Origin of the sequence: Acinetobacter wuhouensis (genome assembly GCF_001696605.3) — a bacterium.
Classification (GTDB): Bacteria; Pseudomonadota; Gammaproteobacteria; order Pseudomonadales; family Moraxellaceae; genus Acinetobacter; species Acinetobacter wuhouensis.
On record NZ_CP031716.1, the window covers coordinates 2,188,307 to 2,209,596 of the forward strand.

At 37.2% G+C, this 21,290-nt stretch carries 29 protein-coding genes; 19 read left to right on the top strand and 10 right to left on the bottom strand.

Annotation, left to right across the window (positions count from 1 at the left end; translation table 11 throughout):
• Positions 1-168: 168 nt before the first annotated feature.
• The 7 genes from BEN71_RS11165 to BEN71_RS11195 all read right to left on the bottom strand — a co-directional run bounded on the left by BEN71_RS11165 (position 169) and on the right by BEN71_RS11195 (position 3,428).
• Positions 169-666, bottom strand: a complete 498-nt coding sequence (locus BEN71_RS11165; RefSeq protein WP_068974393.1) for a hypothetical protein — start codon at positions 664-666, stop codon at positions 169-171.
• Positions 667-668: 2 nt separating this feature from the next.
• Positions 669-1,082: a DUF559 domain-containing protein gene (locus BEN71_RS11170; RefSeq protein ID WP_068974394.1), complete on the bottom strand. Its 414-nt coding sequence runs from the start codon at positions 1,080-1,082 to the stop codon at positions 669-671.
• A complete protein-coding gene (locus BEN71_RS11175) occupies positions 1,083-2,003 on the bottom strand; it encodes a helix-turn-helix domain-containing protein (RefSeq protein WP_068974395.1) in 921 nt (306 codons plus the stop codon). It lies immediately after the preceding gene.
• Positions 2,000-2,308, bottom strand: coding sequence for a hypothetical protein (locus BEN71_RS11180; protein ID WP_068974396.1), 309 nt, complete (start codon positions 2,306-2,308; stop codon positions 2,000-2,002). The genes BEN71_RS11175 and BEN71_RS11180 overlap by 4 nt, the downstream gene beginning before the upstream one ends.
• Complete coding sequence (locus BEN71_RS11185; protein WP_227542594.1) at positions 2,305-2,643, bottom strand: hypothetical protein; 339 nt, start codon at positions 2,641-2,643, stop codon at positions 2,305-2,307. Before BEN71_RS11185 ends, BEN71_RS11180 begins: the two co-directional genes overlap by 4 nt.
• Before the next feature lie 40 nt (positions 2,644-2,683).
• Positions 2,684-3,175, bottom strand: a complete 492-nt coding sequence (locus BEN71_RS11190; protein WP_068974397.1) for a phage regulatory CII family protein — start codon at positions 3,173-3,175, stop codon at positions 2,684-2,686.
• A gap of 70 nt (positions 3,176-3,245) precedes the next feature.
• Entirely contained in the window at positions 3,246-3,428 is a 183-nt protein-coding gene (locus BEN71_RS11195; RefSeq protein ID WP_319922623.1) for a helix-turn-helix domain-containing protein, read from the bottom strand.
• A gap of 168 nt (positions 3,429-3,596) precedes the next feature.
• On the opposite strand from BEN71_RS11195, the gene BEN71_RS11200 reads away from it, so the two are divergent.
• The 5 genes from BEN71_RS11200 to BEN71_RS11220 all read left to right on the top strand — a co-directional run bounded on the left by BEN71_RS11200 (position 3,597) and on the right by BEN71_RS11220 (position 6,709).
• A complete protein-coding gene (locus BEN71_RS11200; protein WP_152033040.1) occupies positions 3,597-4,325 on the top strand; it encodes a S24 family peptidase in 729 nt (242 codons plus the stop codon).
• A 62-nt stretch (positions 4,326-4,387) separates the two neighbouring features.
• Positions 4,388-5,560: a type I restriction endonuclease gene (locus BEN71_RS11205; protein WP_068974400.1), complete on the top strand. Its 1,173-nt coding sequence runs from the start codon at positions 4,388-4,390 to the stop codon at positions 5,558-5,560.
• Between the two features lie 108 nt (positions 5,561-5,668).
• Positions 5,669-5,971, top strand: a complete 303-nt coding sequence (locus BEN71_RS11210; protein WP_068974401.1) for a hypothetical protein — start codon at positions 5,669-5,671, stop codon at positions 5,969-5,971.
• Entirely contained in the window at positions 5,972-6,310 is a 339-nt protein-coding gene (locus BEN71_RS11215) for a hypothetical protein (RefSeq protein ID WP_068974402.1), read from the top strand.
• A gap of 183 nt (positions 6,311-6,493) precedes the next feature.
• Positions 6,494-6,709: a KTSC domain-containing protein gene (locus BEN71_RS11220; protein WP_086322783.1), complete on the top strand. Its 216-nt coding sequence runs from the start codon at positions 6,494-6,496 to the stop codon at positions 6,707-6,709.
• Here BEN71_RS11220 and BEN71_RS19140 read toward each other — a convergent pair.
• Positions 6,696-6,857 carry a hypothetical protein gene (locus BEN71_RS19140; protein WP_161553509.1) on the bottom strand — a complete coding sequence of 54 codons (162 nt, stop codon included), beginning with the start codon at positions 6,855-6,857 and terminating at the stop codon, positions 6,696-6,698. The two genes, BEN71_RS11220 and BEN71_RS19140, sit on opposite strands and share 14 nt — an antisense overlap.
• A 191-nt stretch (positions 6,858-7,048) precedes the next feature.
• Here BEN71_RS19140 and BEN71_RS11225 point away from each other — a divergent pair, with 191 nt between their 5' ends.
• The 12 genes from BEN71_RS11225 (at position 7,049) to BEN71_RS11275 (ending at position 13,779) form a co-directional block, all read left to right on the top strand.
• Positions 7,049-7,516: a hypothetical protein gene (locus BEN71_RS11225; RefSeq protein WP_068974403.1), complete on the top strand. Its 468-nt coding sequence runs from the start codon at positions 7,049-7,051 to the stop codon at positions 7,514-7,516.
• On the top strand, positions 7,516-7,866 hold the full coding sequence (locus tag BEN71_RS11230) for a hypothetical protein (RefSeq protein WP_068974404.1): 351 nt from the start codon (positions 7,516-7,518) through the stop codon (positions 7,864-7,866). Before BEN71_RS11225 ends, BEN71_RS11230 begins: the two co-directional genes overlap by 1 nt.
• A 10-nt stretch (positions 7,867-7,876) precedes the next feature.
• Entirely contained in the window at positions 7,877-8,947 is a 1,071-nt protein-coding gene (locus tag BEN71_RS11235; RefSeq protein ID WP_068974405.1) for an ATP-binding protein, read from the top strand.
• Complete coding sequence (locus BEN71_RS11240; RefSeq protein WP_068974406.1) at positions 8,944-9,978, top strand: hypothetical protein; 1,035 nt, start codon at positions 8,944-8,946, stop codon at positions 9,976-9,978. The genes BEN71_RS11235 and BEN71_RS11240 overlap by 4 nt, the downstream gene beginning before the upstream one ends.
• Positions 9,975-10,250: a hypothetical protein gene (locus BEN71_RS11245; RefSeq protein ID WP_068974407.1), complete on the top strand. Its 276-nt coding sequence runs from the start codon at positions 9,975-9,977 to the stop codon at positions 10,248-10,250. The genes BEN71_RS11240 and BEN71_RS11245 overlap by 4 nt, the downstream gene beginning before the upstream one ends.
• A gap of 59 nt (positions 10,251-10,309) precedes the next feature.
• Entirely contained in the window at positions 10,310-10,534 is a 225-nt protein-coding gene (locus BEN71_RS11250) for a hypothetical protein (RefSeq protein WP_068974408.1), read from the top strand.
• A complete protein-coding gene (locus BEN71_RS11255) occupies positions 10,534-10,977 on the top strand; it encodes a hypothetical protein (protein ID WP_068974409.1) in 444 nt (147 codons plus the stop codon). Before BEN71_RS11250 ends, BEN71_RS11255 begins: the two co-directional genes overlap by 1 nt.
• Positions 10,970-11,143 (top strand): hypothetical protein, encoded by a 174-nt coding sequence (locus BEN71_RS19220; RefSeq protein WP_167443676.1) that lies wholly within the window; start codon positions 10,970-10,972, stop codon positions 11,141-11,143. Before BEN71_RS11255 ends, BEN71_RS19220 begins: the two co-directional genes overlap by 8 nt.
• Positions 11,143-11,352 carry a MerR family transcriptional regulator gene (locus BEN71_RS11260; RefSeq protein WP_068974410.1) on the top strand — a complete coding sequence of 70 codons (210 nt, stop codon included), beginning with the start codon at positions 11,143-11,145 and terminating at the stop codon, positions 11,350-11,352. The genes BEN71_RS19220 and BEN71_RS11260 overlap by 1 nt, the downstream gene beginning before the upstream one ends.
• 1 nt (position 11,353) lies before the next feature.
• Positions 11,354-11,536 carry a phage integrase Arm DNA-binding domain-containing protein gene (locus tag BEN71_RS11265; RefSeq protein ID WP_068974411.1) on the top strand — a complete coding sequence of 61 codons (183 nt, stop codon included), beginning with the start codon at positions 11,354-11,356 and terminating at the stop codon, positions 11,534-11,536.
• 86 nt (positions 11,537-11,622) lie between these two features.
• A protein-coding gene (locus BEN71_RS11270) for an IS3-like element ISAba14 family transposase (RefSeq protein ID WP_223155595.1) occupies positions 11,623-12,755 on the top strand; the annotation gives its coding sequence in 2 pieces (ribosomal slippage) (positions 11,623-11,875 and positions 11,875-12,755; 1,134 coding nt in all).
• 64 nt (positions 12,756-12,819) lie between these two features.
• Positions 12,820-13,779: a tyrosine-type recombinase/integrase gene (locus BEN71_RS11275; RefSeq protein ID WP_193924987.1), complete on the top strand. Its 960-nt coding sequence runs from the start codon at positions 12,820-12,822 to the stop codon at positions 13,777-13,779.
• A 117-nt stretch (positions 13,780-13,896) separates the two neighbouring features.
• Here BEN71_RS11275 and pepN read toward each other — a convergent pair whose 3' ends face one another.
• Positions 13,897-16,506 (bottom strand): aminopeptidase N, encoded by a 2,610-nt coding sequence (pepN, locus tag BEN71_RS11280; RefSeq protein WP_068973143.1) that lies wholly within the window; start codon positions 16,504-16,506, stop codon positions 13,897-13,899.
• A gap of 272 nt (positions 16,507-16,778) precedes the next feature.
• A complete protein-coding gene (locus BEN71_RS19225; RefSeq protein ID WP_167443677.1) occupies positions 16,779-18,155 on the bottom strand; it encodes a peptidase associated/transthyretin-like domain-containing protein in 1,377 nt (458 codons plus the stop codon).
• Positions 18,156-18,430: 275 nt separating this feature from the next.
• Here BEN71_RS19225 and dsbD point away from each other — a divergent pair, with 275 nt between their 5' ends.
• Entirely contained in the window at positions 18,431-20,443 is a 2,013-nt protein-coding gene (dsbD, locus tag BEN71_RS11290) for a protein-disulfide reductase DsbD (protein ID WP_086322745.1), read from the top strand.
• Positions 20,440-21,270 (top strand): TlpA disulfide reductase family protein, encoded by an 831-nt coding sequence (locus BEN71_RS11295; RefSeq protein WP_068973145.1) that lies wholly within the window; start codon positions 20,440-20,442, stop codon positions 21,268-21,270. Before dsbD ends, BEN71_RS11295 begins: the two co-directional genes overlap by 4 nt.
• The last annotated feature ends 20 nt before the right edge of the window (positions 21,271-21,290 follow it).

Genomic DNA, 21,290 nt, shown 5'->3' on the forward strand with positions numbered 1-21,290 from the left:
ATAACGGGGATAAAGTCACCCGTGACTTACAGTATTTAAAAGTATTAGATCAATAAACAAATCTTTTGTACATATATTAAAAAACATTTAAGAAACATTCGCAGATGTTTAGTCCAATACTGGGTAAATGTTTTAGCACTATTAAGTTAAACCTTTAATAATAGTTTCCTAAAACCCTATAAACCCATATTTACAATGCAAAGCCGCCAACCCACACTTCACGTCAGAACGTGCATCATTTTGAGTACGTTCTGGTGACACCATCTCTGACCATGAACAACTATAAAAATAGCGATCAATAATTGCATCCATCCATTCATCTAAGACTTCTGATTGTCCTTGAATGTCCAGAATCAATTTCTGTACCGCACGTGCTTCATTATCATTGATCTGGCAATTATGTTTGGTTCTTTTAGGTCGATGTGGTTCAAAATCACTTGTTAAGTAATCAACAATAATCTGCTGTTGCTTCTCCTTAGTCATCTTTTTATATTTCTGCGCTTTCACTGCTGTATCCATAGCAACTGCGATCGGATTAATACTTTTCCCACATGTACCTGAAACACTATTCATCCAAGCCCCAAATTGATACAACCACCCCTCTAAATCAAAACGTGACCAATCCACTGCTTGTAAAATATGTTGTGTTGCTACTGCAGTACCCATCGTTATAAATCCCCTACCATTGCTTCTATCTGCTGAACCGCTAAACCTGACTTCACTTGCTCTGTGCTAAACCGTAATACTTGATATCCCATGACTACTGCAGCGTTGTATTTCTCCATATCGCCGATATATCCCTTACCACGTGTATGACGTCCATTACTCCAAATTCCACCTTCAACCTCGATCAAAATTTTCTTGTCCACAATGTGAAAATCAGCACGCCATTTACGCTTTGGGTGGAATTTATATTCCTGTTCAAAATTGATTTTTAGTATTCGTAATTGGTTGGCCAATGTGGATTCCCCAATACTGCCAACTCGTTGTGTTTTGACGCTGTTACGGTGTTTCGAGCTAGATTTTCTCTTACCACCAGTGCAGTAAAGTCTTTTGTATTCAGCGATAGAAAGACTTTCCATTTATGCAGCACCTCTGCCCTTAGATTTGAATCCAACTTCCTGCAGATATTCTTTCCAATTTTGAAGCTCATTCGGGTCTGAAAGTTTTGCAGCAATTCGACATGCTAAGTTTTCGTATGACTCACCTGCAGTGCTGTATTTGCTAATCACTTCAGGATGGCGAGCAAGTTTGTTGGCAAACGCGTAGATCTGCTGCGGTGATGAAAAAGTTAGAAATTCAGAATGACCATTGGCTTTCCCGTTGTCTGCCTTGTCGTATTTGTGTCGGTTTCTCAAAAGCATGTCGGCAAAATGGAAAATCAAAAGATCATCGCAAAGATTCTTGTCAGCATTGAAAAGTTCGAAAGCACGTTTCTCGCGTTCAAACCAACTTGCTTCGATAATCGACTTTGGCACTACCGTGGGATCGGCTTGATCTAATTCCAAACGAAGTTTTTTCAAACAAAGCCAGTCTTTTTTATTTTTAGATTCTAATGGGAGATTCCTTGGGAGATTCTGTGTCCCAAAATTGGTACTGGTTGCGGTACCAATTTTGGGACTGGTTCCCGTTCCAATATTGGTACTAGTACCATTTTTGGAACTAGTACCTAAATGAACACCAGTACCATTTTCGGTACTAGTCCCCTTTTTGGTACTGGTATCTGGACAATCTTCACGTCCAAATACACCAATCAATTGATAAACTTTTACGCCATTTCCTTTAATTTCACCCGTAAATTTGATGAACTTTTTAAGTTCAAGTTCATCTAAAACTTTAATGATCGTTTTGCGATTTAAGGTGGTGTCTTTCTCTAATCGCTTAATGCTAGGAAAGCATTTATGATCATCCCCAGCTCGATCAGCAAGCGCTAAAAGTACAAGTCTTTCACTTGCACCTGAAACTATTACTTTCCAAGCCCATATGGTTGCATCTAAGCTCATAATTCACCAGCCTCAGGCATTTCATAAATAAAACTGCCATGCATCAAAATTTTATTGGCCTGATATAGGCTTGCTACTATTTCACTCGCCTGATACACAGAAAGCCGATGCTCATTAGTTAAAAGCTCAATAAACTCATTTCTAGCTACCGCAGCTTGTTTGACATCACGATTAATTTTGCGAAGATTGGCTTTGCGCACTTCCAAAAATGATGCCAGCGACCTTAAAGCAGGCTCATACCAAGATTGAGTCCATTGGATCTGTTTATGCTCTGGGGCTTTTTGGAAGTGTAGGTTTGTAGTCATGAAACCTCCGCTAATGCTTGTTCAGCTTCGGTTAATCGACGTTTCGCATCTAATTCAGCAACAGTCGCAGATCGAATCCATGACTCATGGACAATTTGACCGCCTTCAAGCCAGTAGTGGTCGTTCGGCTGATATGCCTCAACCACTTCTAAATCATCAAATTCGATGTGGTTCATGTATGCGACCACATCACCTTTGATATATTTTTGATTCAAAGTCGTAGTCACGGCGCATTGCGCACTTTCAGGCACTAAACACGTTTTACACTGCTCTTCTTTAAAATCAATGCACTTGTTAGCGCAAGGATGTTTTGGTATATTTGATTTCATATTCATTTCTACCTCGTTTTGAATATAGGAAGCCTGATTTCGCCCATCAGGCTTTTTCTTTTTGATTTACTGAAATATATTTTTCAGCCTGTTTTTGCAAAGCCTTGTCTGCTGCTGTAGCACACTCAATAATTCGTTGAAAAATAATGTGTGCTTCTTCGTATTCTTGAGGTGTAACAATGTTGTCCTCTAGAACCTCATACACTTTTTGATTTGCTTTTCCGCTTGCGACATTCGTGAGCATCATCGCTTCAAGAACATTCATTTCTCGATGGCGTTCCCCATCTGCACCTACTGGTACTAAAACAAAACCCAACTTGTGAGCCCATACTTTTAGAACCGCTGGGTTTTGAGTAAACATCAGCATTGCTTCAAATTTTTTTAAACTCGGCATGTGGTCTGGCATATTCATATTTGCGTAGTTGCAAATCGTGTTATGCGAGTCGCCAGTCAGATCAGCAATTTCCTTTGGCGTTATACCTGTTGAGTGTCTGATCATTTGATGAAGAGCTGTTTTTGTCTCTTTACAGATTTCCATATGTGAATCCTTGTTTTTATTCACGTTTATTTTTTACGAACAAAGGTTAATACTTTGCTTATGGTAGTTCCTAAGCAGTTAATGTGTTTGATTTTGAACTATTTGAAGCAAGGAAAATCTCTGGAAATTTAAGCTTCTCTTTTGATGGAATGCCTCGTACCTTCCAGTTTTGAACTCGCTGTACGCTGTAGCCAATTTTTTCAGCAACAACCGTAGAACCACCTAGTTCCTCAATTTTTTCTTTATCGGACATAACTTTTATCTCAAACATGGTGTTTCAAACATCATAAACATTTTGTTTATAGTAGTCAAACATTGTGTTTAACACATTTTGTTTATTTTTGGGATAATTGTTTTATATTTTAGAAGTGATAATCGTATGCATGAGTCAATGGTAAGAGTTTTTCAGTTAGCGGAAGGCATGTCTCCTACTCAGCTTGCATTAGCTATAAATGAGCTTCCTCAAACCATTACTAACTGGTCTAAGCGTGGAATATCAAAGGGTGGTGCAATAAAAGTCGCTACTTTATTTAATGCTGATCCAAATTGGATTATTAATGGCGAAGAACAGAAAAAATTCAAAACTCTAAGCTTTGATGAAATTAAAAAGAAATTTGGTGAACCTAAGGCTGTAGTTGAAAATATTGAAAATGACAATGGAATTAGATTTTACAACTATGGTGATCCAGTACCTGAGGGATACACAGCAATTGACTACTTCCCTGAAGTTAAGGCTAGTGCTGGAAATGGATATATAAACCTTGAAGAAAGTAGTCCATACAAGCTATTTATTGGTGATCCTGAAATCTCAAATTCGGGGGCTAATGCTTCTCAATGCAAAATTATCAATGTGGATGGCGAAAGCATGATGCCCGATCTCTATCCAGATCAGAAGATTTCAATTGATATGTCTGCTACAAAAATTTATGACGGTGAAATTTACGCTTTTACCAAAGGAAGCGAGCTAAAAATCAAAATTCTTTTCAACTGGGGTGAGGAAGGTCAAGGGGGTTTTAGGGCTGTTTCTCGAAATTTTGATAAGGTTCGTTTCCCTGATGAATATTACTCTCCTGCTCAAATTGAGTCGGATAATATTCGCATTGTTGGGCAATTATGGTGGAAGCAAGAAGTACGTAAAGTAAGGCGTTAGATCACTAATTATTATCGCAAAATGTAGTTAAAGCATCAAAATTATCTAGATAGGGGTTAAAGATGGAAGATTTCATATTAAGACTTAAAAATCACATAGATCATGTTAAAAAAGTAGGGGAACACTGCTCTACCGAGGAAACAACAAAGCAGGCATTAATTTTACCTTTATTGGATATTTTAGGTTTTAACCCCTATGATCCAACTAAAGTTCTTGCTGAGTTTGCAGCTGATTTTCCTGGAGTTAAAGCAACCGAGCGTGTTGATTATGCTTTATATTGCAATGGTCAACCAGTCATGTTTATAGAGGCAAAATCATACTCTTCAAACCTAACAAACCACGCACCACAATTATCTAGATATTTTAACAGTAGCTTAGGTGTCACGATTGGGGCTATAACTAATGGTCGAGAATGGCGATTTTTTACAGATCTCATAAACCCAAATGTTATGGATGAAAAACCTTTTTTGATAGTTGATTTTACTAAGGCTAATCCCGAGGACCTAACTCAATTAGCTGAGTTCAAACATGATAATTTTCACGCAGAAAAATTAAGATTCTTCGCAGAAGAGAATCAGTACATCCAGCAATTTAAAACCGTGATTAGAAAAAGCATAAATGATGTAGATATTGACTTTGTTCGCTATGTTGCTCAACAAGCAAATATTCAACGTCAATTGAATGCAAAATTTCTGGAGTCTATTCAACCATTCGTTCAGCAAGCAGTTCAGCAAGCAATTAGTGATACTGTTGTTAAAGGTTTATCATCGCCAACAATAATTACTGCACAACCAGTAGAACACAAGCCTACTGAAGTACAACCTCAAGAAGTGACAGAAACTCCTGAGCCTGATTTTATCGTCAACCCTGACAATGAAAAAATTATCACAACCAAAGATGAGCAGGATCTACTTAAAATTGTCACTGAATTACTCCCTGAAATAGAAATCGAGGGTCGTGACACTGAAAGCTACTATTCTGTGTTATATCAAAATAAAACAAACAGATGGTTGCTTAGATACGATGTAAATCGCAAGCGCCCGACAATTTTCTTTATTGTCCCTATGGATGATTCCAGAAAGTCTGAATTAGAGCGAGCTGGATTAGAAGTTCAAAATAATGGCGCAATATTTATTGAGAAGCCTGAACATATTTACAGAATGGTTGGCATCTTGAGAGATAGTCTTGAGTACTGTATGAGTGATGACAACTTTAAGCGCGCTTCTAGCCAGTAGGTTTTAGAATAATCAATCTGATGATTCTTTTGAGCCATCCGATTGATTTTCACAAGTAACAATTAGCTAATCATAGCTAAAAATAAAAACCTCAAAGAGGAAAACCTAATGATAGCAACTCTAAACAAATCCAAAACCGCACTTACAATCAATCGCCAAGAATTCAAATTAGCTTTAGAGAAAATCGGCGCAGGAATTGATAAGCAAATAGCCTCACTAAAAAAAGCCAAGCAGAGCTATGATGTTGCTGAAATAGCACGCGAGGTCATTACAGAAGCAAATATTTTTGAAGCCATTATTGAGGGGTTTAATGAAGCTGAAGAAACCAGTTTAAAGCTGGCTGATATAACAAACCTTGAAGCAGCTCAAGAATGGATAGATGAGTTTTTAGAGAGATATTCGGATATTTAAATGAGAATTCAAAGTCTACTAATTTATATTTTGATAATTACACAACAGGTAAATGCAGAACCTTGGAAAGATATTTCTACTGAAGAAAATCGAGCTGCTGGCTCTGTTGTTAGGATTGATGAAAATATTGAAAAACAGCCTGATGGAACGCTACTTGTAAAATATGAAACGGGAGGCAATAGATTGAGCTTAAAAATACCCCATAAGATAAAAGTTAACTGCTCAAAGAAATCTATTGTATATCAAGGTAGTTTTGACTTACGTAATTCTTCAGAGGCTGTAAAAATAAACATACATAGAGACATTAGTACTGTATATAAAGAAGTTTGTCTTAAATAAAAAACTATTCACCCAACACAACCCTAAGATCGTGTTGGGTGAATGAATTTTAGAGAAGAATGCAAAAATGAATAAGTTTGACTACATTAAACTGGGGTTACTATTTATTGCTGTTGCTTTTTGTTGGGTATCAATGGTTTTTTAAACTGCGAACCCGAAGCATTTGATCGGGTGGAGAATGTAATGCAAAGAACTAGGGTTTCCTCAAGTAATATCCATTCGATTGGATATGATTCATCAATTTCAAGATTGGAAGTAGAATTCCTAAACGGAAGTATTTATCAATACTTCAATGTACCAGAACGCCTATATATACAATTGATGAATGCAAGCTCTCACGGTGAATACTTGGATGCATATATTAAAAAAGGTGGATATAGCTACATTAAAGTTCGTTAAGCACATCATCTATTAATTTCAATGTGCTACTAACATCTGTAACCCATGTTACTCCTGATTCAATGTTATCTGTAACTGTTAAATTATGAAGTGTTGTAAGTTCATGCCGTGCATCTTCTAATGCTTTTTTAATTGCTTCATTACTCATGGAAAACTCCATTCAACCCACCCCGCGTGGGTTTTCTTTTATCTATTAAAACACATTAAACAAAATATTTACACAAATCGTTTAAACAATACTTGCGCACTATAAACATTTTGTTTATATTTATCTCACAGACAACAAAAAAGCCCCTGACCTCTGACCGACGGGACTTTTACTCAAAGAGTGAGATAAGTATGAACATAAAACCTCAATCCATCAACCCTGCTGTTACACATCGTGTACAGCAAGTAGGCTTTATCAAAGTCGCAGCACTTGCGGGCTTAATCACCACAGGTGTTATTGCATTTGCATATAACCCTGATTCAACTGAATACAAACCACCGGTAGCAATCCCTGTAATCACTCCATCTACCTATGAAGTTCAAACGCTTAAATTAGATTCAGATCACTCAGGTACAGCTGTAGTGAAACTTGATGATTACATCTTAAAAGTTGGTTTTGATTTCGATAAGTACCCTGCCGACTATGGCGTGCACGGTTCTGAATACACAGAAGTCGAGGTTTATAACCTTGCAGTTGATAATGTTAAGTCTATCTACGGCGCTGAATTTAACGACTTCACTGTTGATGCTGACCATCGTGCAATCAATTCGCTTATCGCTGGCTACATCATGCGTAATCGTTTAGTGGAGGCGATCTAATGAATCTACTTACTAAACCTACTTTCTTCTGCCAATTCGACAGCGAAACATCACAAGGTGCTCGTTACCGTGTGGGCACTGAAAAACCTACTTTTTATATCTTGAAGTTGAAAGAAAAAAAGGATTTTGCGCTTAAAGGCTTTCAGCAAAAGTACGATTTGTATCGTGAATATCCGAATACTTTGTTCAAGATCCAAGATAACAAAGTATCAGAAAAGCTGAACGATTTGCTTAGTAAAGCAGTTACAGTCAAATCAAATTCAGATTACTACGACCGTTTAAATGACGCTGGCCATTTTGCTTCTTCTGATTATAAGAAGTGGAAACGTGCTAGTCGTGGCTTAATGTAGGAGATAGATCATGACTGTATTCTTTAAAAAAGCACAGCGTAAAAATGCAAAACTCCGTTTGGCAATTGCAGGTCCTACAGGCGCTGGTAAAACGTTTGGTGCACTAATTCTTGCTAAAGGGATTGGTGGTCGTATTGCAGTGGTTGACACTGAAAATAGTAGTGCTGAATTGTACGATGACATCGTTGATTTTGAACATGCCAACCTACAACCACCTTACTCCCCTGAAAAATTTATTGAAGCTATTAAGGCAGCTGAAAATGCAGGCTTTGATACATTAATTATCGATAGCATCACACATGAATGGTCTGGTGTTGGTGGTTGTCTCGAAATCGTAGATAAATTAGCTTCTACAACATTTAAAGGAAATAGCTGGGGTGCATGGAGTCAAGTTACTCCGCGTCATCGTAAATTTATCGATGCAATTCTTCAGTCAAGTATCAACATCATTGTGACATTGCGCTCAAAAATGGAAACAGTGCAAACCAATGATAATGGCAAAAAGAAAGTTGAAAAAATTGGCATGAAAGCCGAACAGCGAGATGGTATTGAGTATGAATTTACCACTGTACTAGATCTCACTCATGACAAAATCGCAATTGCGACAAAAGACCGTACACGCCTGTTTCTTGAATCAAGAATGCTGAGTGAAAATGATGGTGCAGCCTTGAAGCAATGGCTTGTTTCAGGTTCGGCGGATGCCTGTATTACTGGAAATCAATATTTTGAGTTGGAAGCACTCATGCTTCAAGCTGGTATTAATATTGAAAATTTCTGCGCTAAACGTGGGCTTAATAGTCTTCATGATGTTCAACAGCAAAAGTTTGATGAAACATGTAATGGTATTCAAACAATCATTCAGCGTAATAAACAAGCCCATCAAGACAATGAGCAACAACTTCAAGCTGAAAATGATGCACGCCTTGATAGCGATTACCAATTAGCACTCAAAGACATTAAGAATGCTTCGAATGCTAATGTTTTGAATCGTCCAGCAGATTATTTCCGTGGTACCAAATACGAACAACAAATTCTTAATGCATGCCAAGCAAAGTCAGACATGGAGGGGTGGTCAGCATGAATATATTAAATGGTAATGAAGCATTCGCAGCCTTAATGTCTGGTAAAAATATTATGTGCCGCGCTGCAGGTGAATTGATGGACTTCACTGATTTAGATCAATTCCCTGCTACGATTTTTGCTTTATCTGGTTATGAGTTTTGCATCAAACGCGAAACTTTAACTTTGGCTGAAATCCAATTCACTAAGCCAGCTGAACCGCATGATTTAGAAAATGGCCAAGAAATTTATATTGTGATGCCTACGTGTATATTGCGCACTCAGTATGACAATGAGCACGGCGATATTTGTTTAAGTGTTGCAAATGGCTTTGCTCAACTTGATGAAGAAAATGCAAAGCTACAACTGCAAGCTTTTGGTAAAACATTCGGCAATATGATTACCGATATTGAAGTTAAAGATGGTTTTAATGATAAGCCTAAAAAACGCACTTCACGTAGTAAGAAAGTTGAACCCGAGGTTACTCAAGTTGAGTCTGTAAAACCTACAGGTGAAGAAAGCACAGATCTTCCGTGGGAAACCAATGCACCAAAAGTTGTTGAAACACATAAACCCAATAGTCGCCCTGCTGATGATATTAAAGGTTCTGTCTGTAATTTAAATGATGCACCTCCTAAGGAGGAAGTCAAACAACCTGAGATTACTGAGGGTGATTATAGTAATGAAGCATTTATCCAAAAAGCCAATGAAAACCAGTATCAAAAATTACTTGCTGAATTGATTGAGTGCGCTCAAAAGGCTGGATCACCGAAAGAAGCGAATGCTCTTTATAAATACACAGTTGAGTGGACTGAAGAACAGCGCAAACCTCTAATGTCTGCTATCACCAAACGTTTGAATGAATTAAATACTGATGCCCCACAAGTATCAGAGCCACCTTCATTAATGGTCCTAATTCAAACTGCTCCCGATCTTACAGCCTTAGATGCGTTGGAAATTGATGTTTCAAGCCGTCATCCTGATATTCAACCGAAGTTAATGGGTTACGTAAAAGCCCGTCGTTTTGAACTTGAAAACGGTGCAACTCAATGAAGACCGTAGTCAAAAGAAAGAACCTAGATGCTTTTCGCATCTGGTTCACCAAACTTGGGTATCAAGTTTCAAATTTAAAAGAAAAGGGTTTCACGGCGCGTACAAGCGACCGTGGAATCAAAAAGAAACATCACTATGTTTTAGTCACTGACACTTTAAATGGTAATCCTGCTGCATTTGAGCTTGGTAAAGAGTTTGAAGATCATCTGACTTCACCAGACTTTCTAGAAGTCAAAGGAGATAAAAATGGAGTTTTGTCTTTTGTTGTTTGAAATTTTATTGATTGTAAACGGAACGATAGTAATTAATTTTGAAGTATGGAGCTGGTGATATGGATTCTGCTAAAGATTTTCAAAAAGAAGTGGCAAAAAAGAACTTTGAAAACGCAAAAAATAAAGTAATCAAAGTTTTGGAAAATGAGCCATTCGGCTTGTCTGTGAGTCAATTAATGACTGCTTCTAGACTCAGTGTAAAAACAGTAAAGGCAATTCTTCAGTGTGCTGAGTTTAAAACCGAAAATGAAGTTTATTTTTTAAAAGTTCAGCGGGTGGCGTAATGGATATTCAAAAAGAAGAATTTATTAAACGATTTAAAAGCACTTTTGTATATGACTTGCTATCACAAACACTTACTGATGAACAATTGTTTGAGCACGTTAATGATACTAATGGTGACATTATTTGGTTTAAAGATCAGACGCGCCAAATGTGGTTTATGTGGCAAGCAGCCCAACAAATGGCTGTGCCTGAAAGTAGAACTGATTTTGAGATAATAGATCAAACATTAAAACTAGTTGATCTACTGGCATCATCTATGAATGTTTATCAGCGTGATCCTAATAGCAAAGTCTACCCTTTTGAGTCTAAAAATCCACGTATAAATGAATGGTGGTGTACAGCTTGTAAAATACAAGATTTACTTACACAAACTGATCCTGAAAATTGTGATTTTGAAGAATACAAAGCCATGATCGAAGCACAGGAGCGGAGTCATGAGTGAACTTACTGCAAAAGCTGCTGATGAGATTATTAAAATTTGTGGTGAAGTTTTATCCGATAATCTCGATGGTGAAATAGCGGTGCCAGAATGGCGTTACCAAAAAATTGAAAAACTTGAAGCTTGGGCTAAGGCTATTCGTGATGCAAATAGAAAGGAGGAAGGTTGATGACTTGTTTAGTAAAAGTTTCAAAATTTCTTGAGTTGGTGTATGGAGATGATGAAAATGCAACCCCACCTTCTCCACAAACAATTACACGAGCTTGTCGCAAAGGTGAATTACCAGCTAAACAAAAAGGCAAACTCTGGTATATCGACTGGGATCTTTATCAAAAGCAAACTGGTGATGATCTTGTTGATAAAGTTTTGAGAGGTTGACATGGGACGTCCAAGAAAAAAAGGGAATCTTGATGTGCCAACAAACCTTTATCGCGGTGATGGGAAATCGTGGCGATATCGCCACCCCATCACAGGTAAATTTCATTCAATGGGTATTGATAGACAAAAGGCTTTTCAAGCAGCTCGTAAACTTAATGATTTATTGATACCTGAGGTGGATTAGAGATGGATCCGTAAATTTGAACAACTCCTATAAGTGATATTCTGCTCCTCAAATGATGTTATAAACATCAATATATGGAGTATTTTATGGCACGTAGACCAAGAAGAAATCATTCAAATGATTTTAAAGCTAAGGTAGCACTTGCTGCGATTAAAGCAGAAAAAACACTTGCTGAATTGAGTGCTGAGTTTGATGTTCATCAAAACCAAATTATTGACTGGAAAAATCAATTGATCTCAGCTTCCTCGCAAGCTTTCGATCAATCAAAAGCTCCAACAGAACCACCCATCGATCTAAAAAAACTACATGCAAAAATCGGTGAGCAGGCATTAGAAATTGATTTTTTAGAAGGTGTGTTGAAGAAACTGGGCCGCTTCAACCACAAAAGTTAATCGACGACTCACTTCAGATTTCAGTATCTAAGCAAGCTAAGCTGCTGAAAGTCTCCCGTGGTTGTTATTACTATCGCCCAAAACCTGTGAGTGCATCAGATCTGAAGCTGATGCGATGTATTGATGAATTACATATGCAATATCCTTTTGCAGGCAGTCGTATGATGCGTGATTTGTTGAATCGTCAAGGACATCATATAGGACGACGTCATACACGTACTTTAATGAAGAAAATGGGTATTCAGGCGTTATATTGCAAACCAAATTTAAGCCAGGCTAATCAAGCTCACCGTAAATATCCATATCTGCTCAAAGGGTTGGCTATTCAGCGCAGTAATCAAGTGTGGTCTACGGATATAACGTATATCCCTATGGCAAAAGGCTTTGTTTATTTATGTGCTGTGATTGATTGGCATAGCCGCAAGGTACTTGCGCATAGGGTATCGATTAGTATGGAGGTGGATTTTTGTATTTCGGCTTTAAATGAAGCGATTGAAAAATATGGTCGACCTGAAATATTTAATACAGACCAAGGCAGCCAGTTTACCAGTGATGCATTTATTGATGTATTGAAATCAAATGGCATTCAAATCAGTATGGATGGTAAAGGTCGATGGGTAGATAATGTGATGGTTGAACGATTATGGCGGAGCGTTAAATATGAAGAGGTGTATCTCAAAGCTTATAGCAGTGTCACAGATGCGAAAAAGCAATTAAGTGCATATTTTGAGTTTTATAATTTGAAACGACCTCATTCGAGTCTAGACAAAATGACACCAAATGAGTTTTACTATGATCAGCTACCCCAACAAAACAAGGTGGCTTAACTAGAGCGGAATATCACTTATAAATACGCTTTTAGTTGTTCAAACAAGTGGGACCACCTCTGATTTGGTTGCAAAAGTTTCAGGTAGTGTGGCATTTGGTGAGTTTTCTGAAAATTGGTTTTTACACAAGCGCAGAAAAGATGGAAAGCCATTATCTAAAAGCACAAAGCAAACCTATCGTATTTATCTAACGTTCTGTCAAAACAAATGGCGTGACTTAAGTATGGATAGCATTACATTGCTGATGATCAATGCTCACTTGGATTCTTTAACAACCGTACCAAGTAATCAAACAAGATCTATCTTAATGGAAATATTTGATCTTGCTGTGAGTAAAGGCTTATGTCCTGATAACCCAGCACAGCTAACTTTACGAAAATTTCCGCATAAAGAACGAAAAAGACATACCGTTGAAGGACTAGCGATAATTCGTGATGCAGCCGAACCATGGATGAAGAATGCCATTGATCTAGCGATGCTAACGACACAAAGACGCATCGATATTATCAATATGAAATGGGAACATATAGTTGATGGGTATTTACACGTTGCACAAGAGAAAACAACGGACGATCCTGAAGATGAATTCGAAGTTTCCGAAGGTGCTGGTTACGTGCGGATTAAAATTGATGAGGAACTACAAAAGGTTTTAAATCAATGTAACGATGGGATTGATAGCCCTTTTATTATTCATAGAGTACCGAACCGTAAAGGACGTCCTAATATCGATGTTGTGAAAGAACATTTCACTCAATTAGACAAACAATATATCACTAAAAATTTTGCAAAGTTAGCGACATCAACCAATGCATATCCAAACTATACATCTAAACAGCGCCCAAGTTTTCATGAAATTCGAGCATTAGCTATTTTCTTACATAAAAAAGCTGGTCGTAGTGCTCAGGCATTAGCAGGACATGCAACACCGAAGATGACAGAACATTACGAGTCGGGACATGAAATCATCTGGAATGATGTTGATATTGGAATTAAACTACCATTTGCCGATTTGACAGAAAAATAGCCTGCAAAACTATAGCTTAAGTATTTGTTTTCTATAAGTTCCAAAAGTGCTATTTGCCCTATTAAAAATAAGACAAATAGCATAATAAATAATTAAAAATCAATTATTTACAACAAGTTAAATACTTAACATACTATTTACAGTTTCACTGACATTTTTTGATTTAACTTGTGCTTTTAAACTTTCCAATGCTGCTTTTACTTCACCACGTTGTGGTTCAGCCAAAGTGTACCAACGCGTCAACACTTGTAATAAACGTGAACCAACAATTGGATTCTTTTCATCTAAGTATTTTGCCAAATCTACAAAATGCTGAACACCAAAACTCCAAGTATTCACAGGATTGGCATTTAAGCCACCGCTCACCGCACGAATACGGTTTGGTACACCCAAATCATAATCTGCATGTGAAGTTAAATATTGAATCGTTTCAGCAGTTGCTTTAGGATGTGCAGCTTGGATCATAAACCATTGATCTAAAGATAATGCTTCATCTTTAAAATGATTATAAAAATCTTGTAATACATCTTTGGTCTGTGGTGCATCATTCCAAACAAGGACTTTAATTGCACCTAAACGTTCAGACATATTTTCAGCATTTTTATACTGGGTATTTGCCAAATTAAAAGCCTCTTCATCCCCTTGACGGGCAATGAAACTCAACATGATATTTCTAAGCGCACGAACCCCCATTGCTTGGGAAAACTCATTTTGTGAATCTGGATCAAGTGATAGATATGTTTCCTTAGCAAAACCGCCCAATACTTTCGCCAATTGATTCAATAAAGCTTCACGTGCTTCATTAATCACAGCTGGATTGTAATCTTGGTCGATACGGCTACCTAAATAACCTTCAGTAGGCACATCAAATAAGCGCGAAGCCAATAGCGGATCTTTCGCAATCACAAACGGAAGCGTTTGCTGAATTGCATTGAGATAAACTTGCGCATCATGACCATTCAACAAAATACGTTCAAGCAATGTTTGCGTTGCTTGCCATTGATTAAAACCATTGGTTTCGTATTGTAATAAGAATGCAAGTTCTTCATCTGAATAGTTAAATTCAAGATTTACAGGTGCTGAGAAATTACGCAACAATGATGCAACTGGTTTTTCAGTAATACCTGTAAATTCAATCGTTGCTTCATTTTGATCAAATAAATAAACACCATCCTTTACACCATTTTCAAACAATGCATCAGAATGAAGTGCATACTGCTCACCTGTTTTTGCATTAAATAAAGCCAATGCAACTGGGATCGGTACAGCTTTTAAGTTTGGATATTTAGCATGTGCTTTCAAACTTTGCTTAAAGCTCAAACGATATGTCTGGTTTGCTGCATCGTATTCACCTTTTGCCTCAAGTTTTGGCGTACCAGGTTGGTTGTACCAAATTAAGAAAGCTGATAAATCCACACCTGAGCCCGCTGTTAAAGCAGCAACCCAATCTTCAACCGTCACCGCTTGACCATCATGACGTTTGAAATATTCATCTGTACCTTTACGGAATTTTTCTTTACCCAATAAAGTTGCCATCATGCGGTTAATTTCTGCACCTTTTTCATACACTGTCGCTGTGTAGAAATTATTAATTTCGACAAAATGATCTGGGCGTGGAGGATGTGACAATGGGCCTGCATCTTCTGGGAATTGATGTGCTTTTAACACTGCAACATCATCAATACGTTGTACCGCAGCGGATTGCAAATCTTCCGAGAATGACTGATCACGGAAAACGGTTAAGCCCTCTTTGAGACACAATTGGAACCAATCACGGCAAGTAATACGGTTACCTGTCCAGTTATGGAAGTACTCATGGGCAATGACAGATTGCACACGCATGATTGCAGCATCAGTCGTATATTCTTCATCTGCAAGTACACATGAAGTATTGAAAATATTTAAGCCTTTATTTTCCATTGCGCCCATGTTGAATGCGCTAGTTGCCACGATCATATAATTATCAAGATCATAAGGGCGACCATAATGTTCTTCATCCCAACGCATTGAGTGCTTTAAAGCTTCCATGGCAATGTGACATTTTGGAATATCTTTTTCTTCAGCATAGATTTCTAAAGCAACATCACGACCCTCAGAGGTTGTGTAGCGATCTTTTAAAACTGCCAAATCACCAATCACACAAGCAAATAAATAACTTGGTTTTTTGGTTGGATCTTGCCAAATTGTATAATGACGGCTTTCACCTGCTTCACCCGCTTCGATCAAATTACCATTTGCCAATAAAACAGGATATTTTTTATCTGCTTCAACACGCGTCGTGAAAACCGAAAGCACATCTGGGCGATCTGGATAAAAAGTAATTTTACGGAAACCTTCAGGCTCATTTTGCGTTACAAATAAATTACCCGCAGCTTGATACAAGCCCTCAAGTTGAGTATTTGATTCAGGATGGATAAGCACTGAAATTTCGACAATTGCAGCATCTGGTGTATTTGAAATAACCAGTTGCTCAGTATCCAGCTGATACTCACTTTCTGTAAGTTGCTTTCCATTAATCGAAATGGATTTTAATTCAAGATCACGACCAAGTAATACTAAATCGCCAGCCGCTTGTCGTTGCATGACTAATTTAGAATCGACTTGAGTATGGTCATCATACACTTGGATATTGAGATCAATGGAATCTACAACATAGGAAGGTTTTTGATAATCTTTTAAATAAACAGTTTGTTGTGCTTCAACTATAGGGTTTGCCGCAATATTCATATGATGTCCTGATCCTATTGTTTGCTTAGACTTGTCTTGTAATGTGATATGCATTGATCATAGGTCAATTTTCACAACTTGTCTGTGCGATTACTTAACTTTTATATGGGACTAGATCAGTTTGATTTCAATTGTTTCAATACAAAAAACTTAAGGGTTGTGCTTTATTTATACAAAAATCATTAGGGTATTTAAAAGTATATCTCACACCGTCTATTACAAAAAAGACCGCTTTTTTAAAGCGGTCTTATACAGTGAACTTATTAGTTGTATTAGTAGTTTATACAAGTATAACTTTTATCACCCATCATAATTGCGCCTGTTTTATAAGTCGTCCCACTTTGATTGTTATATGTCATTTGCCATATATTGTGATTTGAATCAAGCATACTCAATATACTTACGCCATTAATTGGTGCTGTATCACCGTGTTGTTCATTTGCAGTTAAACTTATAGACACATTTTTACTTGGCATTTTTATAGTTAAGGTATTTCCTGAACGCGTTACGCTACATGCTCCATTTACCATATTTGTATTTGAAACATTTTGAGTTACAAGATCTAAGACTTGACCAAAATTACCTGTGAAACTGGTAAAGCCTGCCGTACTTCCTGTTCCTGTTCCTGTTCCTGTTCCTGTTCCTGTTCCTGTTCCTGTTCCTGTTCCTGTTCCTGTTCCTGTTCCTGTTCCTGTTCCTGTTCCTGTTCCTGTTCCTGTTCCTGTTCCTGTTCCTGTTCCTGTTCCTGTTCCTGTTCCTGTTCCTGTTCCTGTTCCTGTTCCTGTTCCTGTTCCTGTAGAAGTATGACTATATTGTCCAATAATGTTAATTATTTCAAAATCATCTGCATCATAAACATCATTTGAAGCTACTTTTAACTCGATTTGCTCATCAGCTTGGAAATTTTGCAATGAAAGACAATATTGTGCGTTTGCATATTCGCCAGTTGTTGGACTATCCACAAGGCTTTTTACAACCTTTTGACCAGACTTAGAACTTAATTCAATTGTGTCGCTACTTGTAGACGATTGCACACCTTTTGCCGACATCGAAATACAGATTTGATTGTATTTTGACTTTTTATCAGCAGAATAAATAAAACTATCTTTCCAAGTTACCCCTGAAGATTTGACTTGAAATTTTGAATTAACACTACCACCAAAAGAGTCATTGCCTAAATGGATAACCGTTAGACCATTAAAGAAGATGACATCATTTTCCTGTAATACTGAAAGTTTTGGGTTGTTGCTATTGTCATTAGTCAATAACAATTTATTTTTATAATTCAGTATTAAAGCCGCAGGTTTATACCCTTCCGCAGTAATAACACCTGAAACATATTCTGGATAAACGTATTCTTGTGGCGTTTTTAAAGTGTATTGACCAGATTGGTTAGAACGCGTTGAATATTCAATATTATCTAAAGTAATAGCAATTTTTGCATTCTTAATTGGTTGATTATTCTGATCTAAAATAATCCCTTTAGTATCATAACTATTGGTAATATCTTGATTAGTTCCTGGTTCAATTTTCGTTGTATCAGAAGAACCTTTTGAACCTGAATTACTGTCTTCAGATTCACCGCCTCCACATGCAACTAAACTGATCATAGAGGTAAATAATAGCGTCTTAATGAATGTATTTTTCATTTTCTAATCCCCTTTAAAATTATTTTTAAATGTTATGAGTTTTCAAAATTGAAACATATTCCCCAAATGAGGGGGTCGCAAAGATTATGGATAAATGGATTTACCACAATGCTGATCAAAATTTTAAGTATTGTTTGATTTTTAGATAACATAAATTTTATCTGCTAGGCGTTTTATCACTACGCTTCATCAGTTAACAAAGAAAAACCGAGAATAATCCCCGCTATATCTAAAATTATGGATAATAAGAGTAAATTCAGTAAAGAAATGGAATTATGTCGTTTAAAAAATTGATCAGTATAGGGTGTTTTACACTACTGGGGCTTAGTTCAATCAGTCATGCCAATTCTGATTTTTTACCACCTGATCAAGCTTTCCAGTTGTCGGTTGAGTCTATTTCAAATCAAAAAGCGCAATTGAAATGGACAATCGCACCGCATTACTACTTATATCACGATCAATTTAAAGTCAATTTAGAGCATAAATCGGTTCCTTTACATTTACCCAAAGGTCAAATCAAAGATGACCCTACTTTTGGTAAAACAGAAGTTCATTACGAACAGGTCAGCACCCAAATCAATGTAAAACCAAATGCGGATTATCAAGTGCTCTATCAGGGCTGTTCTGCGGATGGCTTATGTTATCCATTACAACGTAAAACGATTTCAACTGATGCAAATGGCTTATTTCCTCAAAATAGTTCATCAGCAAATCGTCTTTTAAATCGACAGTCCAATGATAATAATTCACTTGAGCAATCTTCATCGAATAAAGTGAAGGTGCAGGATGCAAAGCAAGATCCAATCAAAAATGATTCCATTCTTGCTCCAGTTGAGGATAAAAAGCTCCCAGATGCACCTGTAAAATTGGATAGTATCAATTCACCTGCATCGTCAGAAGCAACAGATCAAAACCCAACTTCAAATGTGATAGCAACCAATAGCAATGAATCTGCGAATGTTGCTCAATCAATTGAGAAAAACAGCAATATTGACAACACAACGTCATTACAATGGAATGATGATCAATCATTTTTTAAACTTTTATCAAAAGATTCTTTATTTTTAAACCTTTTAGTATTCTTTGGATTGGGTATATTACTGGCATTTTTACCTTGCTCATTGCCGCTTATTCCGATTCTTTCAGGAATTATTATTAAAAATGCCAAAGGCTACAAAGCTGTTGCCATTGCACTCAGTTTTGTTATTAGCATGGCAGTGATCTACGCCATCATGGGTATTGTGGTCGCTGAAATTGGTTATAGCTTCCAACGCTGGTTTCAAAGCCCTTGGATTGTTTCATTATTTGCAGTTTTATTTGTGGTCTTAGCATTGAATTTATTTGGTTTATATCAACTCAATTTGCCACAATTTATCACCAACAAACTGAGCAATTTACAGAATAATCAAAAAGCAGGCACGATTTTAGGTGCGGTCGTTATGGGCGCACTTTCGGCTTTAATCGTTGGACCATGTATGAGTGCGCCTTTGGCAGGTGCGTTGTTATTTGTCTCGCAATCTCAAAGTGCTGTTTTAGGCGGATTATATTTATTTATTTTAGGTCTTGGGATTGGACTGCCCTTATTCATTGCCAGCGTTTTCGGCTCTCGCTTATTGCCAAAACCAGGTAAATGGATGGATCGCATTAAAGTCAGCTTTGGCTTTATTATGCTCATGGTTGCATTGTATTTCATCCGTCCAATGCTATCGACCACAATCTATAGCGCTTTATTTGCGTTACTGTGTTTAGTTCTTGCGATTTACTTATTTAATGCCCTGCGTGACAGTGAGAAAGTACTCAATAAAGTCATTCTGGCATTGATTGCAGTTGTGAGTCTTGTTGCTTCATTTTGGAATATCCAACAAAGCTATGCAGCCTATCAGACCCAATATAGTCAAACAGCACATTTAACATGGAATAAAGTTTCTACAGCGGAACAACTCAATACTGCTTTAAATGATGCAAAATTAATAGGTAAACCGATCATTATCGACGTCTATGCAGATTGGTGCGTTGCATGCCAACCGATTGAAAAAGAAGTTTTTCCACAAGTCGAAGTACAAACCGCATTAAAAGATTTCACCCTGATTCAACTCGATTTGACTAAATATAATGAATCTCAAGATCTAATTTTGAAGCAACATGAAATTTTAGGTCCACCAACGATGTTATTTTTAAATGCCAATGCGCAAGAAATTCGTGGTTTACGTTTTACTGGGACATTTAATGCAAAACAGCTCATTCAGCAAACTGCTAAAATAAAAACTCAGTTGAATCATTCGCCATGATCACGACCCAAGCGATTCACCTCGGACCGATCATGTTGCCTTGGAGCATCATGATTCTGGTGCTTGCGATTTTAATCAGTATTTTAGTCTGCAAGTTTTCACATTCTTATTTCAAAGTGTCTGCAGCACAATGGACTGTGTTCAATGATTCGATTTGGACTGCAATTTTGATCGGTTTGATTGCAGGTCGAATCGGCTTTGTTGCATTGAATTTTAGTATTTATTTAGAACATCCCTTAGATATTATTAAAATTCAGGATAAAGGCTTTCAAATTTATGGCGCACTCTTTGCAGCTTTGGCATGGATTTATTGGAAAAATCGAGCATTAACTAAGAAGTTTTTAATCCTCGCCATGACTATTTTTCTTGTGGTTTTTGTTGCTGGACGTTTTATCCATCAGCAGATTCAAATGCAATATCAACAATTTCCTGAAGCGCATTTACTTAATCTTGAACAAAATCAAGTTGAGTTAACCCAATTCCTAGGCAAACCAGTCGTCATCAATCTGTGGGCGAGTTGGTGTCCGCCATGTCGTCGCGAAATGCCTATTTTAAGTGAGGCACAGAAAAAGTATCCAAATGTGCAATTCATTTTCATCAATCAAAATGAAGATGCGAAAACTGTGCAAACTTATCTGCTCACTCATCAAGTCGATTTACACAATGTATTGCTTGATGCTAACGGCACAGTTGCTCAAAAAACTGGAATGTATGGTTTACCAAGCACCCTATTTTTCGATGCTCAGGGTCAATTGGTAGATTCGCATATGGGCGAAATCAGCCATGCGATGTTACAGCAACAAATTCAAAAATTAACTTCAAAATAAGCAAGTTTAATTCTTATCTT

Bases quoted from the DNA above. Each gene is read 5' to 3' on its own strand.
- BEN71_RS11220 (WP_086322783.1), top strand. From the start codon at position 6,494: ATGCAAAGAACTAGGGTTTCCTCAAGTAATATCCATTCGATTGGATAT.
- BEN71_RS19225 (WP_167443677.1), bottom strand. From the start codon at position 18,155: ATGAAAAATACATTCATTAAGACGCTATTATTTACCTCTATGATCAGT.
- BEN71_RS11195 (WP_319922623.1), bottom strand. From the start codon at position 3,428: ATGTCCGATAAAGAAAAAATTGAGGAACTAGGTGGTTCTACGGTTGTT.
- BEN71_RS11250 (WP_068974408.1), top strand. From the start codon at position 10,310: ATGGATTCTGCTAAAGATTTTCAAAAAGAAGTGGCAAAAAAGAACTTT.
- BEN71_RS11170 (WP_068974394.1), bottom strand. From the start codon at position 1,082: ATGGAAAGTCTTTCTATCGCTGAATACAAAAGACTTTACTGCACTGGT.
- BEN71_RS11260 (WP_068974410.1), top strand. From the start codon at position 11,143: ATGACTTGTTTAGTAAAAGTTTCAAAATTTCTTGAGTTGGTGTATGGA.
- pepN (WP_068973143.1), bottom strand. From the start codon at position 16,506: ATGAATATTGCGGCAAACCCTATAGTTGAAGCACAACAAACTGTTTAT.
- BEN71_RS11265 (WP_068974411.1), top strand. From the start codon at position 11,354: ATGGGACGTCCAAGAAAAAAAGGGAATCTTGATGTGCCAACAAACCTT.
- BEN71_RS11190 (WP_068974397.1), bottom strand. From the start codon at position 3,175: ATGGAAATCTGTAAAGAGACAAAAACAGCTCTTCATCAAATGATCAGA.
- BEN71_RS11235 (WP_068974405.1), top strand. From the start codon at position 7,877: ATGACTGTATTCTTTAAAAAAGCACAGCGTAAAAATGCAAAACTCCGT.
- BEN71_RS11200 (WP_152033040.1), top strand. From the start codon at position 3,597: ATGTCTCCTACTCAGCTTGCATTAGCTATAAATGAGCTTCCTCAAACC.
- BEN71_RS11180 (WP_068974396.1), bottom strand. From the start codon at position 2,308: ATGACTACAAACCTACACTTCCAAAAAGCCCCAGAGCATAAACAGATC.
- BEN71_RS11205 (WP_068974400.1), top strand. From the start codon at position 4,388: ATGGAAGATTTCATATTAAGACTTAAAAATCACATAGATCATGTTAAA.
- BEN71_RS11295 (WP_068973145.1), top strand. From the start codon at position 20,440: ATGATCACGACCCAAGCGATTCACCTCGGACCGATCATGTTGCCTTGG.
- BEN71_RS11165 (WP_068974393.1), bottom strand. From the start codon at position 666: ATGGGTACTGCAGTAGCAACACAACATATTTTACAAGCAGTGGATTGG.
- BEN71_RS11230 (WP_068974404.1), top strand. From the start codon at position 7,516: ATGAATCTACTTACTAAACCTACTTTCTTCTGCCAATTCGACAGCGAA.
- BEN71_RS11175 (WP_068974395.1), bottom strand. From the start codon at position 2,003: ATGAGCTTAGATGCAACCATATGGGCTTGGAAAGTAATAGTTTCAGGT.
- BEN71_RS11225 (WP_068974403.1), top strand. From the start codon at position 7,049: ATGAACATAAAACCTCAATCCATCAACCCTGCTGTTACACATCGTGTA.
- dsbD (WP_086322745.1), top strand. From the start codon at position 18,431: ATGTCGTTTAAAAAATTGATCAGTATAGGGTGTTTTACACTACTGGGG.
- BEN71_RS11240 (WP_068974406.1), top strand. From the start codon at position 8,944: ATGAATATATTAAATGGTAATGAAGCATTCGCAGCCTTAATGTCTGGT.
- BEN71_RS11210 (WP_068974401.1), top strand. From the start codon at position 5,669: ATGATAGCAACTCTAAACAAATCCAAAACCGCACTTACAATCAATCGC.
- BEN71_RS11245 (WP_068974407.1), top strand. From the start codon at position 9,975: ATGAAGACCGTAGTCAAAAGAAAGAACCTAGATGCTTTTCGCATCTGG.
- BEN71_RS11185 (WP_227542594.1), bottom strand. From the start codon at position 2,643: ATGAATATGAAATCAAATATACCAAAACATCCTTGCGCTAACAAGTGC.
- BEN71_RS19140 (WP_161553509.1), bottom strand. From the start codon at position 6,857: ATGAGTAATGAAGCAATTAAAAAAGCATTAGAAGATGCACGGCATGAA.
- BEN71_RS11255 (WP_068974409.1), top strand. From the start codon at position 10,534: ATGGATATTCAAAAAGAAGAATTTATTAAACGATTTAAAAGCACTTTT.
- BEN71_RS11215 (WP_068974402.1), top strand. From the start codon at position 5,972: ATGAGAATTCAAAGTCTACTAATTTATATTTTGATAATTACACAACAG.
- BEN71_RS19220 (WP_167443676.1), top strand. From the start codon at position 10,970: ATGAGTGAACTTACTGCAAAAGCTGCTGATGAGATTATTAAAATTTGT.